The organism is Hydrogenophaga sp. (assembly GCF_026125825.1).
In the GTDB taxonomy this organism is placed as follows: domain Bacteria; phylum Pseudomonadota; class Gammaproteobacteria; order Burkholderiales; family Burkholderiaceae_C; genus Hydrogenophaga.
In genome coordinates, this window is the sequence record NZ_JAHCKK010000020.1 from 20,023 (window position 1) to 33,336 (window position 13,314).

At 67.4% G+C, this 13,314-nt stretch carries 10 protein-coding genes; 5 read left to right on the plus strand and 5 right to left on the minus strand.

Annotated features, from left to right (window positions below; translation table 11 throughout):
• The first annotated feature begins 5 nt into the window (after nt 1–5).
• On the plus strand, nt 6–1,112 hold the full coding sequence (dprA, locus tag KIT86_RS09480; protein WP_297397625.1) for a DNA-processing protein DprA: 1,107 nt from the start codon (nt 6–8) through the stop codon (nt 1,110–1,112).
• A 16-nt stretch (nt 1,113–1,128) separates the two neighbouring features.
• On the opposite strand, the gene KIT86_RS09485 is transcribed toward dprA, so the two are convergent.
• From KIT86_RS09485 to KIT86_RS09505, 5 genes are all read right to left on the minus strand, one after another.
• Nucleotides 1,129–3,513: a DUF1631 family protein gene (locus tag KIT86_RS09485; protein WP_297397627.1), complete on the minus strand. Its 2,385-nt coding sequence runs from the start codon at nt 3,511–3,513 to the stop codon at nt 1,129–1,131.
• 83 nt (nt 3,514–3,596) lie between these two features.
• Nucleotides 3,597–4,550, minus strand: a complete 954-nt coding sequence (gene secF / locus KIT86_RS09490; protein ID WP_297397630.1) for a protein translocase subunit SecF — start codon at nt 4,548–4,550, stop codon at nt 3,597–3,599.
• Nucleotides 4,551–4,565: 15 nt separating this feature from the next.
• Nucleotides 4,566–6,440, minus strand: coding sequence for a protein translocase subunit SecD (secD, locus tag KIT86_RS09495; protein ID WP_297397632.1), 1,875 nt, complete (start codon nt 6,438–6,440; stop codon nt 4,566–4,568).
• Between the two features lie 92 nt (nt 6,441–6,532).
• The gene (gene yajC / locus KIT86_RS09500) at nt 6,533–6,859 is read right to left on the minus strand and encodes a preprotein translocase subunit YajC (RefSeq protein WP_291121741.1); all 327 of its coding nucleotides are present in this window, start codon (nt 6,857–6,859) and stop codon (nt 6,533–6,535) included.
• A 121-nt stretch (nt 6,860–6,980) separates the two neighbouring features.
• Nucleotides 6,981–10,580 carry an indolepyruvate ferredoxin oxidoreductase family protein gene (locus tag KIT86_RS09505; RefSeq protein WP_297397636.1) on the minus strand — a complete coding sequence of 1,200 codons (3,600 nt, stop codon included), beginning with the start codon at nt 10,578–10,580 and terminating at the stop codon, nt 6,981–6,983.
• A 183-nt stretch (nt 10,581–10,763) separates the two neighbouring features.
• On the opposite strand from KIT86_RS09505, the gene KIT86_RS09510 reads away from it, so the two are divergent.
• The 4 genes from KIT86_RS09510 (at nt 10,764) to KIT86_RS09525 (ending at nt 13,312) form a co-directional block, all read left to right on the plus strand.
• Nucleotides 10,764–11,267 (plus strand): Lrp/AsnC family transcriptional regulator, encoded by a 504-nt coding sequence (locus KIT86_RS09510; RefSeq protein WP_297397638.1) that lies wholly within the window; start codon nt 10,764–10,766, stop codon nt 11,265–11,267.
• A 208-nt stretch (nt 11,268–11,475) separates the two neighbouring features.
• The gene (locus KIT86_RS09515; protein ID WP_297397640.1) at nt 11,476–12,066 is read left to right on the plus strand and encodes a hypothetical protein; all 591 of its coding nucleotides are present in this window, start codon (nt 11,476–11,478) and stop codon (nt 12,064–12,066) included.
• Between the two features lie 131 nt (nt 12,067–12,197).
• Complete coding sequence (locus KIT86_RS09520; RefSeq protein ID WP_297397642.1) at nt 12,198–12,857, plus strand: hypothetical protein; 660 nt, start codon at nt 12,198–12,200, stop codon at nt 12,855–12,857.
• The gene (locus tag KIT86_RS09525) at nt 12,854–13,312 is read left to right on the plus strand and encodes a hypothetical protein (protein WP_297397644.1); all 459 of its coding nucleotides are present in this window, start codon (nt 12,854–12,856) and stop codon (nt 13,310–13,312) included. Before KIT86_RS09520 ends, KIT86_RS09525 begins: the two co-directional genes overlap by 4 nt.
• Nucleotides 13,313–13,314: the final 2 nt, after the last annotated feature.

Below are 13,314 nucleotides of genomic sequence, written 5' to 3' on the forward strand. Positions count from 1 at the left end.
GCGCGATGCAGCGAACCGAGCTGGCCGCCTGGTTGCGGCTGCTGCTCACGCCGGGCGTGGGCCTGGACTCCGCGCGAAAACTGCTCGCGGCCTTTGGCCTGCCTGAAGCGGTCTTCGCTCAACCCGCCTCGGCCTGGCAGACGGTTGTCGGCGCCCGCGCGGCGAGGGCGCTGGAACACCCCCCCGAAGACCTCGACGCGCAGGTGGATCGCACGCTGGCATGGCTGGCCGAAGCGCCGGACCGCCACATCCTGACCTTGGGCGATCCGCTCTATCCGCCCGACCTGCTGCAGATGGCCGATCCGCCGGTGCTGTTGTACGTGCTCGGCAGCGTGCAGGCGCTGCACCATCCCCGGCGGCTGGCCATCGTCGGCAGCCGCAACCCCACGCCCCAAGGTGAGATCAACGCCCGCCAGTTCGCCCAGGCGCTCGGTCAGGCCGGGGTCTGTGTGGTCTCGGGCCTGGCGCTGGGCGTGGACGGGGCCGCGCACGATGGCGCGATGCTCGCTGGCGCTCCCACGGTCGCCGTGGTGGGCACCGGGCTGGACCGGGTCTATCCCAAGCGCCACCTGGCGCTGGCCCATCGCATCGGTGCGCAAGGCGCCCTCGTCAGCGAGTACCCGCTGGGCACGCCGCCGCTGGCCGCCCATTTCCCGCAGCGCAACCGCATCATCGCTGGCCTGTCGCAAGGCACGCTGGTGGTGGAGGCGGCCGTTCAGTCGGGCTCGCTGATCACGGCCCGGCTGGCCGTGGAGCAGGGGCGGGAAGTGTTCGCGATTCCGGGCTCGATCCACGCACCTCAATCGCGGGGCTGCCATGCGCTGATCCGCCAAGGCGCCAAGCTGGTCGAGTCGGCACAGGACATCCTGGAAGACCTGCACTTCGCCGACCCGTCAGCGCCCGACGAGCGCGCCAGACCGGACCACAGCCAAGGGGCCAGCGAAGACAGCCTGCTGCGCGCCATGGGCCACGACCCGGTGAGCCTGGATGCCTTGCAGGCCCGCACCGGACTGGACACGGCCCACTTGCAGGCGCGCCTGCTCGAATTGGAACTGGCGGGCGATGTGGCCCGCCTGCCCGGCGGGCTGCTGCAGCGTCAAGGCCAGGGCTGAGCCTGGGCGGGCCGGCTCAGTTGAGCAGGCGCTCGGGATTCGCTTCGAGCTTGGCCATGGCGTCGCGCGTGGCGCGCACGGTGAGGGCCTCTTCCTCGCTCGGCACCAGCAGACCGGCCTGCAGGTAGGAGGCCACCCGCATCGACTGGATCAGGAAACAGCGCCCGCCGTTGGTGACGAACAGGTAGAGCTGACCGCGCTCGCTGCGCCAGGCCAGCTGCACGCTGTTGAGCTTGCCGTTGTGGTCCAGGCCGAACCACGATCCGATCTGCAGCTCCACCGCCCACGAACGCATCGCCTCGTTGGGCTGGCTGCCCCCCTGGTTGATCACCTCGATGTTGCTGGCGTCCACGCCAGTGATCATCTCGATGCTCTCGGTGTCCAGATCGAGGTCGCCCACGCCGTTGGCCGGCAGGTAGTCTTCCAGGTTCGCCAGACGGTCGGACAGGTTGTCCAGGCTTTCCTGCGAGATGGGCTCGGTGCGCGACATGAAAGCATCGGCCAGCGTGTCGCTCACCGACTTGATGTGCTGGTCCTGCAGCGAGGTCGGGAAACCCAGCAGCCCCATGCCATGGCGCAGTCGCTGCAGCAGACCGGGAAGCTGCTGGATCACGCGGGCGCGGTCGTTGCGGTTGGGCTTGGCGCTGGCCGCCCACAGCAGGTCGGACGCCACCTGCTTGAGCGCGGTCGTCTCCTCATGCTTGAGGCCGTACTTCACGCTGGCCACGGCCAGCACATCGACCCACACCTTGAACAGGAAGTCGCGCACTTCGTCGCGCACAGGCATCTCGTCGAGCAGCTTGCGCAACTCGATGGTGTACTGCACCGACAGGGTTTCCTTTTGCTCCACCTGCTGCGCAACGCTCACGAAGCGGCTGGCGCTTCCCTGCTCGCTGAGGTAGGTGGAGAGGAATTTCTGGAACTCGTCGAACACGAGCTGGAACACGCGCCGCCCGGTTTCGGGGTATTGCTCGATCACCTGCACCACGCGCTTGATCTCGGCCTCCAGCGCGGCCGAGCCCACATTGGACTCGAAGCCCATCACGCAAGAGCCCATGCGATCAATCAGCCGGCGCGCCGGGTGCTGCAGGGCGCTGAAGAACTCGGGTTCGGCCAGCGCAACGCGCAGCACGGGGATCTGCAGCCGTGCGAACCAGACCCGCACGCTCGGCGGAATGCGCTCTTCGGCCAGGATGCTCTGGAACATCAGCGCCACCACTTCGATGGTGGCCTTTTCGGTCGGCGTGCTCGCGGCCTGCTTGAGCTCGGCGGTGCGCTGTCGCAACGAGGAGGCGACCCGCTCCACATGCACCGCGCCCATGCCCGAGGAGCCGGACACATAGAGAGCCGCGGCCACGCTGGGTGACGCCACCTGCTGCTGGATCGCCTGCTGCAGACGGGGCGAAGGAGGCAACAGCTGCGTGGCCTCGAAATCGCCTCCGACGCGATCGATCAGCATGCGCTTGAGGCGCCCGACCACGCCCTGCGCCCGCATGCGCGCCCGCGCCAGCGGCGACGTGCCCGTCATGAGCCGGGTTTCATCGTGCACACCCATGCCCGACGAAGGCACGCCCGAGCGACCCGCACCGAAGTTCGAGCCGGGGCCCATGCCCGAGACAGCGCCGGGCACGGAGGCGGGCATGGCCGCCGACCCGCCGTCCATCCGCTGCCCTGGGGCCATCGCGCGCGATGCCGTGGCGGCCGCTGCCGACGCATCGCGGCGGACGACCGGTGAACCTTCGCTGCGGCTGCCAGGCACTCGCCTGACCAGGGCCTGCAGGTCGATTTCCTTCATCACCCCGCTGGCCACCAGAAACTCGTTCGCGGCCTTGTAGGCCTCATACAGCTTGGCGGCCATGACGGGCGCCAGCGCGTCCTGCACCAGCACCCAGGCCTCCCGCGTCATGTGCGCGTCGAGCCACTGGTCCACCAGAATGCGGGCCGTGACATCGGGCAACAGCACGTCGCCCCGCGGCAGCTCCATCCGGCCTTCCAGATGCTGGACCCGCAGGCGCAGTTCGTTGAGTTCGGTGGACGACTTGTCGAGCACCTGCATCGCCAGGCGCGAGGCCAGGATCTGGTCGTCGATCGCGCCTTCGGCCACCAGTTCCAGCTGGCCCGACACGCTGGTGGGGCTGCCAGAGTTGGAGAAGCGCGGCAGCAGCGAACGCTGCAGTGCTTTGCGGCTCTGATTGAGCCAGGTGGTCTGGTTTTTCTGGAAGGCGGTCCAGGCGTCACGGCGGGCCTGCATGTCGCGCGCGGACCCGGCCTGATCGAGGATCGAGGTCAGCCGCGTGTCACAGACCTTGACCCATTCGGGAAGCGCCCGTCCCACATGAACCACGAAGAGTTCACGTGCCTGTTTGGCCAGGGATGAAACGTGCTGATCGGGCGGCGACACAATGTGTGCAGTATGACACGAATGGATTCATCCACAGGCGTCAGGCGCGCGAAGCACGCTGTATAGGCTGCGCGCTTTCGCGCTTATACGACAGCGCCGGCGTTCGGGTCGTCCGGATCGCCTTCGGTCTTGCTGCTGGTCTTGACCAGGTCCTCGCGCTTGATGCCCAGCCACATCGCCATCGCGGCACCGACGAACACCGACGAGTAGATGCCGAAGCAGATCCCGATGGTCAGGGCCAAGGCGAAATAGAACAGGGTGGGTCCGCCGAACACCAGCATGGACAACACCATGGCCTGCGTGGAGCCGTGGGTGATGATCGTGCGGCTGATGGTGGAGGTGATCGCGTGGTCGATCACCTGCTGCGTGTTCATCTTGCGCTGGCGCCGGAAGGTTTCGCGGATGCGGTCGAAGATCACGACCGACTCGTTGACCGAATAGCCCAGCACCGCCAGCACCGCCGCGAGCACCGCCAGCGAGAACTCCCACTGGAAGAAGGCGAAGAAGCCCAGGATGATGACCACGTCGTGCAAGTTGGCCACGATGGCCGACACCGCGTACTTCCACTCGAAGCGCAACGCGAGATAAATCATGATCCCCACGATGACCAGTCCCAGCGCCAGCAGGCCGTTGGTCACCAGCTCCTGGCCCACCTGCGGGCCGACGAACTCGGTGCGGCGCAGCTCGACAGCCGGGTTCTGGGCCTTGAGGGCCGCGAGCACGGTCTCGCTTTGCTGGCCGGACGTCTGGCCCGCCTGCACCGGCAGGCGCAGCAGCACGTCGCGCGAAGTGCCGAAGTTCTGCACCGGCACATCGGCGTAGCCCAGCGATTCGATGACCTTGCGCACCGAGGTGAGGTCGGCCGGCTGTTCGTAGGCCACCTCCATCACGGTGCCGCCGGTGAACTCGACCGACAGGTGCAAACCCCGCGTGGTCAGGAAGAAGACGGCGGCGATGAAGGTGATGAAGGAGATCGCGTTGAGCAACAACGCGTTCTTCATGAACGGGATGTCGCGGCGGATGCGGAAGAATTCCATGGCGTGGGGTCCTGATCAGTCGGCCTTGGCCGTGGCGTTCGAGGCATCGGGACGCCAGACGGTCCCGATGGAAACGGACTTGAGCTTCTTCTGACGGCCGTACCAGAGGTTGACCACGCCGCGCGAGAAGAACACCGACGAGAACATGCTGGTGAGAATGCCCAGGCAGTGCACGACGGCAAAGCCGCGAACCGGCCCGGAACCGAAGATCAGCAGCGCGATGCCGGCAATCAGCGAGGTGACGTTGGAGTCCAGAATGGTGGACCAAGCGTGGTCGTAGCCAGCGTTGATGGCCATCTGCGGCGAAGCGCCTCGACGCAGTTCTTCCCGCACGCGCTCGTTGATCAGCACGTTGGAGTCGATGGCCATGCCCAGTGCCAGTGCCATGGCGGCGATGCCGGGCAGGGTCAGGGTGGCCTGCAGCATCGACAGCAGCGACACCAGCAGCAGCACGTTGAAGCCGAGCGCGATGCTGGAGAACACGCCGAACATGGCGTAGTAGATGCACATGAAAGCCACGATCGCGATGAAGCCCCACAGCACGCTGTGGAAGCCCTTCGTGATGTTCTCGGCCCCCAGACTCGGGCCGATGGTGCGCTCTTCGATGATTTCCATCGGCGCGGCCAGCGATCCGGCGCGCAGCAGCAGCGCGGTGTCGTTGGCTTCCACGGTGGTCATGGCGCCCGAGATCTGGACCCGGCCGCCCCCGATCTCGCCCCGGATCACCGGTGCGGTGACCACCTCGCCCCGGCCCTTTTCGAACAGGATGATGGCCATGCGCTTGCCCACGTTCTCGCGCGTGACGTCGCGGAACACGCGCGCGCCCTTGGCGTCCAGCGTGAGGTGCACGGCCGCCTCCTGGGTCTGGCTGTCGAAGCCGGCCTGGGCGTCGGTGAGGTTTTCGCCGGTGAGCAGCACTTCGCGCTTGACGACCACGGACTGGCCACCGCGCTCGGGATAACGCTCGGCGCCGAAGGGCACCGGGCCGGTGCCGCGCGCGGCCGCCTGGGCCTCCATGCTCTCGTCGACCATGCGCACTTCCAGGGTGGCGGTGCGACCCAGGATGTCCTTGGCCTTGGCCGTGTCCTGCACACCGGGCAGCTGGACGACGATGCGGTCGGCGCCCTGCTGCTGGATCACCGGCTCGGCCACGCCGAGTTCGTTGATCCGGTTGTGCAGGGTGGTGATGTTCTGCTTGAGCGCCTGTTCCTGCACGCGCCGCGCGGCCTCGGGGCTGATGGTGCCCACCAGCCGGAAATCGGCCGTCTCGGCGACCTGAAGGTCGGCGAACTGGGTGCGGATCAGGTCGCGTGCAGCGCCCAGGGTCTGGGCGTCACCGGCGCGCAGCTCGATGGTCTGGCCGCTGCGGTTGATGCCGCCGTGCCGCAGGCCTTTTTCGCGCAGCAGCGTGCGCAAGTCGGTGGCAAGCACGTCGGCGCGCCGCTGCAGGGCCGCCTGCATGTCGACCTGCAACATGAAGTGCACGCCGCCGCGCAGGTCCAGGCCGAGGTACATGGGCGATGCGCCCAGCGAGGCGAGCCAGCCGGGCGTGCGGGGCAGCAGGTTGAGGGCCACCACGTAACCGGCATCGGCCGCATCGGGGTTGAACGCCTTCTCCAGCGCGTCGCGCGCCTTGAGCTGGTCGTCGGTGCTGTCGAATCGGGCCTTGACCGAGTTGGCGTCGAGCTGGATGCGTGTGCTGCGGACGTTCTGCGCCGCCAGCGCCTGCTCCACCCGCGTGACCGTGGCAGCGTCGATGCGCACCGTGGACCGGGCCGCCGAGACCTGCACGGCGGGCGACTCCCCAAACAGGTTGGGCAGCGCATAGAGCGCACTGACGAGCAGGGCGACCAGGATGATCGCGTACTTCCACAGCGGATAACGGTTCATGGTGAAGCCGGGCCTGAGGCCTGGAGTTGTTCAGCGAAGGCGAAAGCGCAATTGAAGGGCCCGGGCCGGCACGGCGGCGCGGGCCGGCTTGCTCAGACGCTCTTGATCGTGCCCTTGGGCAGCACCTGCACGACGGCGGTGCGTTGCATCTGGACTTCCATGCCGTCGGCAAGTTCCACACCCACATAGATCTCGCCGATCTTGGACACCTTGCCCAGGAAACCACCGGCGGTGACGACCTCATCGCCCTTGGCCAGGGCGGAGACCATGGCCTTGTGCTCCTTCTGGCGCTTCATCTGGGGGCGAATCATCACGAAATACAGCACCACGAACATCAACACCAGGGGCAGCATGCCCAGCAGGGTGGATTGGGTGTCGCCAGCGGCAGCGGCTTGGGCGTAAGCGGAGGAAATGAACACGGGAGGTCTCCAACAGGTTCGGGATCAGGACAACGCCAAAGGCCCGGGGCCGCCTGGAGGAGGCGGCCCCGGGGCACTCGGGACTCAACCGGCGATTGTATGCCGGGGGGGGTTGCGCCGATCAGGCGGCGCGGGCGAGGTGGGCCGCCGCTTCGGGCTGCCGCCACTGCTGGAGCAGGGCCTCCCGGCGGCTGCGCGCGGCGGCGAGATGGCGCTCCTTCACGTGCCCAAAGCCCTTGATCTGCTCGGGTAGGCGGGCGATCTCCAGCGCCAGACCGTGGTTGGTGGCGCTCAGGCCCGCCAGCAGGGCCTCGACATCGGCGCGGTATTGCCCGATCAGGGCCCGCTCCGTGCGGCGCTCCTCGGTCCGGCCGAAGATGTCCAGCGGGGTGCCGCGCAGACCCTTGAAGCGCGCCAGCAGCTTGAACACCTTGAACATGTACGGGCCGAACGGCTGCTTGACCAGCTCGCCCCGTTCGTTCTTGCGGGCGATCAACGGCGGGGCCAGGTGCACCTTGAGCGTGAAGTCGCCTTCAAACTGGCTCGCCAGGCGGGCGTGGAAAGCCGGGTCGCTGTGCAGGCGCGCGACCTCGTACTCGTCCTTGTAGGCCATGAGCTTGAACAGGTTGCGCACCACGGCCTCGGTCAGCGCGGTCTTGCCCAGCGCGGCTTCCGACGCGCGCACGCGCTCGACGAACTGGCGGTACTGCTCGGCGTAGCCGGCGTTCTGGTAGCTGGTGAGGAACTCCACGCGGCGGGCGATCAGGTCGTCCAGCGAGTCGCGCTTCTTGAACTGGATCACCTGCTCGCCCGCGCCGGCCTTCTGCCACAGCGCGGCCACCGCCTTCGGATCGTGCGCGGCGCGGCGGCCCCATTCAAAGGCCGCCTTGTTCTTGTCGATCTGCACCGCGTTGAGTTCGATCGCGCGCAGCAGCGAGGCCAGCTCCAGCGGCAGCCAGCCCTTTTGCCAGGCGTAGCCCAGCATCATGGGGTTGGTGTAGAGGCTGTCGCCCATGAGGCGGGTGGCCGCCGTCTCGGCGTCGAACGTGCCGACCGCATCGGCCCCCAGGCTGTTCACCAGCGCGTCCACGCAGGCCTGGGCCGGGTTCTGCCAGTCGGGGTTCTTGACAAAGGCCGCGGTGGGCGTGGCGTTCACGTTGAGCGCCACGTGGGTGCGGCCGGCGCGCAGGCGGGCCCAGGTTTCCTTGTGGGCGCTGACGATCGGGTCGCAACCCAGGATCAGGTCGGCCGACGCGGCCGACACCCGCGTGGTGCGGATGTCGTCCTGCCGCGCGCCGATGAGCACGTGGCTCCAGGTGGCTCCGCCCTTTTGCGCCAGGCCGGCCGCGTCCTGCGTGACGATGCCCTTGCCCTCCAGGTGCGCGGCGACGCCCAGCAGTTGCCCGATGGTGATGACACCGGTGCCCCCCACGCCGGCGACGATGATGCCCCAGGCCTCCGCATCCAGGGTGGGCAGCGCGGGCAACGGCAGCGCACCACCGGTCCATTCGAGCTGGGCCCCGCCCTTCTCCTTCTTGCGCAGCTGGCCGCCTTCGACGGTCACGAAGCTCGGGCAGAAGCCCTTGACGCAGGAGTAGTCCTTGTTGCAGGTGCTCTGGTTGATGGCGCGCTTGCGACCGAACTCGGTCTCCAGCGGCTCGACCGACAGGCAGTTGGACTGCACGCCGCAATCGCCGCAGCCTTCGCACACCAGCTCGTTGATGACCACGCGCTTGGCCGGATCGACCATGGTGCCGCGCTTGCGGCGCCGACGCTTCTCGGTTGCGCAGGTCTGGTCGTAGATGATGACCGTGGTGCCCTTGATGTCGCGGAATTCGCGCTGCACGGCGTCCAGCGTGTCGCGGTGCTGGATGGCGATGCCTTCGGGCAGGCCCTTGATGCTGTCGTACTTCTCGGGTTCGTCGGTGACGATGGTGATCTTCACCGCCCCTTCAGCGCGCATGCTCTGCGCGATCTGGACCACGCTGTGGCCTTCGGGACGCTCGCCCACCTGCTGGCCGCCGGTCATGGCCACGGCGTCGTTGTAGAGGATCTTGTAGGTGATGTTCACACCGGCCGCGATGCTCTGGCGCACCGCCAGCAGGCCGCTGTGGAAGTAGGTGCCGTCGCCCAGGTTGGCAAACATGTGCTGATCGTGGCTGAACGGCTGCTGGCCGACCCAGGGCACGCCTTCGCCGCCCATCTGGGTGAAGCCCACGGTGGCGCGGTCCATCCAGATCGTCATGAAGTGGCAACCGATGCCGGCCATGGCGCGCGAGCCCTCGGGCACGCGCGTGCTGGTGTTGTGCGGGCAGCCCGAGCAGAACCAGGGCTGGCGCTCCGCGCCCGCCACGCCCTGGGTGAGCAGGGTCTGCATCGACTGCTCCTGCGCCGTCAGGATCGCGAGCTGGGCATCGATGCGAGCCATCACGTCCTGCGGGACGCCGCCGATCTTCTTCAGGCGCCTGGCGACGGCCCGCGCAATGATGGCCGGCGACAGGTCGGCGTTGGCGCGCAACAGGGTGCGTGCGCTGGGGTTGGGCATGCTCCATTCGCCGCCACTGAAATCGCCCTCGACCTCGTCGAACTTGCCCAGCACGTTCGGCCGCACGTCGGGGCGCCAGTTGTAGAGCTCTTCCTTGAGCTGGTACTCGATGACCTGGCGCTTCTCTTCCACCACCAGGATCTCGCGCAGGCCGGTGGCGAACTCGCGCGTGGTCTGCGCCTCCAGGGGCCAGACCACCGACACCTTGTGAAGGCGCAGGCCGATGCGGCGGCAGGTCTCGTCGTCCAGCCCGAGGTCCAGCAGCGCCTGGCGCGTGTCGTTGTAGGCCTTGCCACTGGCGATCAGGCCAAAGCGGTCGTTCGGCCCGGCAATCACGTTGTGGTTGAGCCGGTTGGCGCGCACATAGGCCAGTGCGGCATACCACTTGTAGTCGAACAGGCGGGCTTCCTGGTCGAGCGCGTGGTCAGGCCAGCGGATGTGCAATCCACCGGGCGGCATCTCGAATTCGGGGATCACGATGTTCACGCGGCCCGGATCGATTTCGGCCGTGGCGCTGGATTCGACGATCTCCTGGATCGTCTTCATGCCCGCCCAAACGCCGCTGAAGCGGCTCATGGCCAGCGCGTGCAGACCCATGTCCAGGATGTCCTGCACCGAGGTGGGGAAGAACACCGGCAGGCCGCAGGCCTTGAAGATGTGGTCGCTCTGGTGCGCGGCAGTGGAACTCTTGGCCACGTGGTCGTCGCCCGCCACGGCGATCACGCCGCCCCAGGGGGTGGTGCCGGCCATGTTGGCGTGCTTGAAGACGTCGGAGCAGCGGTCCACGCCCGGCCCCTTGCCATACCAGATGCCGAACACGCCGTCGAACCGGTTGCTGCCCGGTGGCGCGAAGCCCAGTTGCTGGGTGCCCCAGAGCGCGGTGGCAGCCAGTTCCTCGTTCACCCCCGGCTGAAACACGATGTTCTGCGCCTTGAGGTACGGCGCCGCCTTCTGCAGGGCCTGGTCGTAACCGCCCAGGGGTGAACCACGGTAGCCGCTGATGAAGCCGGCGGTGTTCTTGCCCACGAGCGCATCGCGCTGGCGCTGCAGCATGGGCAGCTTCACCAGAGCCTGCACGCCACTCATGAAGGCGCGACCGTGGTCGAGTGCGTATTTGTCGTCGAGGGTGACCGTTTCCAGCGCGCGGCGGATGTGGTCGGGCAGGGGGGCGTTCATCGGCTTGTCTCCGTGGGGGATGGGGGGCCAGCTTCGTGGGCGGGTCGTGAACAGGGTCGCGCGCCGGATAGGTGCGCGCCTCCAGTGTGGCGCACAGTGTATGCCCCAGTGCGCGACAGGTGTTTGCGTTTCATGCCTGTTTTCGGGATGATCAAGAAAGATTCATTCTCAAAACAGGCCATCATGGAAACACTTGACAAGTTCGACATCGCCATCCTGCAAGAACTGCAAACCGACGGCCGCCTCACCAACGCCGAACTCGCGCAGCGGGTGGGCCTGTCGGCCGCACCGTGCTGGCGGCGCGTGCGCGCGCTGGAGGAGTCGGGCTTCATCCGCGGCTACCGCGCCGAGATTGACCGCGAGAAGATCGGCCTGGGCGTGCTGGCCTTCGTGCGCCTGGACGCCGACCGCAACAGCGGCGACGTCACCCGCAACCTGGAAAACGCGATCCGGGGCATTCCCGAGGTGGTGTCCTGCCACTACATCAGCGGCTCCGGCACCTTTGAACTGCAGGTGGTCAGCCGCGACCTCAACCACTTCAGCCAATTCGCCCGCGAGGTCCTGCTCAACCTGCCCAACGTCAAGGACCTGCACACCAGCTTCTCCCTGGGTGAAGTGAAGTCGGGCAGTGCACTTCCGCTGCAGCATCTTGTAACCAGAAGTTTGAACACGGCAAAAAGCACCTGAACTTGAGCACTTTTTTTCACCGCTCGTCTTCGTTTTTTTACCGTTGGATAACAAAGTGGCCGTAAGTGGTTGAAAAGTGTGAAATTTTTCCTCGGGCATGTATTGATCCGTGAAGTGACTTTCCGTAACATCTGCCCATCAACCACCCGTGGGCCGCGTACCTAAAAGTGCACACCTCCCACTTCTGCTCCGTCCTGAAGGAAACGTCGTGAAAAAAGCCCTGCTGCTCCAATCTGCCCTGGCGCTGGCCTTGGCCACCCCGCTGATGGCCTCGGCCGAATCCCAGCTTGTCACGGGCGCGGGCAGCGCGGTGGCCCGCCTGGATTTCCGCGTCGTCGTTCCCCGGGTGCTGTTCCTGGCCGTGGGCACTGGCGCCGCCGGCTTCGCCACCAACACCACGGTCGACACCGTGACCTTCGACTACACCAGCAACCCCGCCGCCGTGGGCACGGGCGCCGCCGCCGGTGTGGTCACCGGCAATGTGGTGCCGGTCCGGGTGGTGGGCAACAACGGCCAGGTTACCCTGGCGGCTTCCACCACCGGCGCGCTCACCAACGGCACGGCCGACACCATCGCCTGGTCCGAGATCTCGGCCACCAGCAGCCTGGCCGCACTGCCCAGCCCGGCCATTCCGAACACCGGCGCTGGCGCGGCCTCCAACGTGACGCTGTCCTCGGGCACCAAGATCACGGACCGCACCGCCAACTGGACCTTCAGCTACGCCAACTCGGCCGTGGTGGCACCGGGCACCTACGGCACGACCAACGGCCGCGTGACCTACACCGCCTCCATGCCCTGAGCCGGCGCGGCAGACCTCGAGAGGGCGGCCGACCCGCCGCCATCGGCTTCCCGGAGGGTTTGCGCAGAGCAACCCTCCGTCGCCATTTCAGGCGCCCCGTTTTCCAGGACAGCCACGGTCCACCAGACAGCATGCAGCGCACCACGTCCCGCTCCAGCCAGGCCCGCTTCGCGGCGGGCGCCTGCGTGGCCGTGCTGTGCCTGATGGACATGGCGGCCGCGCACGCCTGGTCGCTGACCATCACCTCCGGTAGCCGCCGCCTGTTCCTGCACGTGGGCAACGGCGCCCTCAGCGGCACCAGCGGCACCTTGAATGGCACCGCGGGCACCAGCGGCGCGATCAACCTGGTGCAGGTCACGGTGCCGGTGGCGCAACTGGGCAATGGCACCGACCTGCCCATGACCAGCGACAGCAGCCAGTCCACCAGCCTGTACGGCGATGGAAACAACACCTGTCCCACACCAGCCAGCCAGGTGATGGTCGGCGCCGGCTACCGCCGCAACAGCGGCGCGGCCAATGCCACGCTCACCGTGTCCTCCCCGGCCAACCTGACCAGTGCCAGCGGCGACACCATTCCCTTCACCGAGATCAGCTGGACCGTCTCCGCGCCGGGCAGCGGCGCACCCAACGTGATTCCGGCCGGCACCTTCAACGGCGGCACCCAGACGCTGGCCACGGTCCCGGGCAACACGTACTTCGAGAACTGCCACACCTACGTCTACGCCAACAACGCGGTGCGGGCGGCCGGCACCTACAACGGCCGGGTGACCTACACCCTGAGCAGCCCATGACGGCGCAGCGCCGCGTCCTGGCGGTCCTGTGCGGCCTGTTGGCCGGCACCGCCTGGGCCAACCCGCATCGCCTGGACGATTCGCTGAGCCACACCGTGCCGCCCAACGTGCAGATGCAGTGGCTGCCCCTGAAGTCGGGCCAGCCCTTCGCAGGCGGCATGGAAGCCCGGCTGCGCGTGAACATCCGCATCGACACGCGCGACTGGATCGGTCGCAGCGGCCGCATCTACATGGTGCTGCCGCGCGACGAGGCCTCCAGCATCGAAGCGGTCTGGACCACCCAGGGCCGCCTGCAGGCTGGCCGCCTGCTGTCGGGTGAGCGCGCGCTGGTGCACGCCGGCCCGATCACCACGCCCACCCTGGAAGACCAGCTTCAGGTGCGCCTGCGCTCGAACGCCGACTGGCAGTCCAACAGCCGCCGACTGAACTTCCATTTCGAACTGGATGCCGACTGAGC

What these genes read in the sequence shown, in the direction of transcription:
- KIT86_RS09510 (WP_297397638.1), top strand. Translation starts at nt 10,764, where the DNA reads ATGGAAACACTTGACAAGTTCGACATCGCCATCCTGCAAGAACTGCAA.
- KIT86_RS09505 (WP_297397636.1), bottom strand. Translation starts at nt 10,580, where the DNA reads ATGAACGCCCCCCTGCCCGACCACATCCGCCGCGCGCTGGAAACGGTC.
- dprA (WP_297397625.1), top strand. Translation starts at nt 6, where the DNA reads ATGCAGCGAACCGAGCTGGCCGCCTGGTTGCGGCTGCTGCTCACGCCG.
- secD (WP_297397632.1), bottom strand. Translation starts at nt 6,440, where the DNA reads ATGAACCGTTATCCGCTGTGGAAGTACGCGATCATCCTGGTCGCCCTG.
- secF (WP_297397630.1), bottom strand. Translation starts at nt 4,550, where the DNA reads ATGGAATTCTTCCGCATCCGCCGCGACATCCCGTTCATGAAGAACGCG.
- KIT86_RS09525 (WP_297397644.1), top strand. Translation starts at nt 12,854, where the DNA reads ATGACGGCGCAGCGCCGCGTCCTGGCGGTCCTGTGCGGCCTGTTGGCC.
- KIT86_RS09520 (WP_297397642.1), top strand. Translation starts at nt 12,198, where the DNA reads ATGCAGCGCACCACGTCCCGCTCCAGCCAGGCCCGCTTCGCGGCGGGC.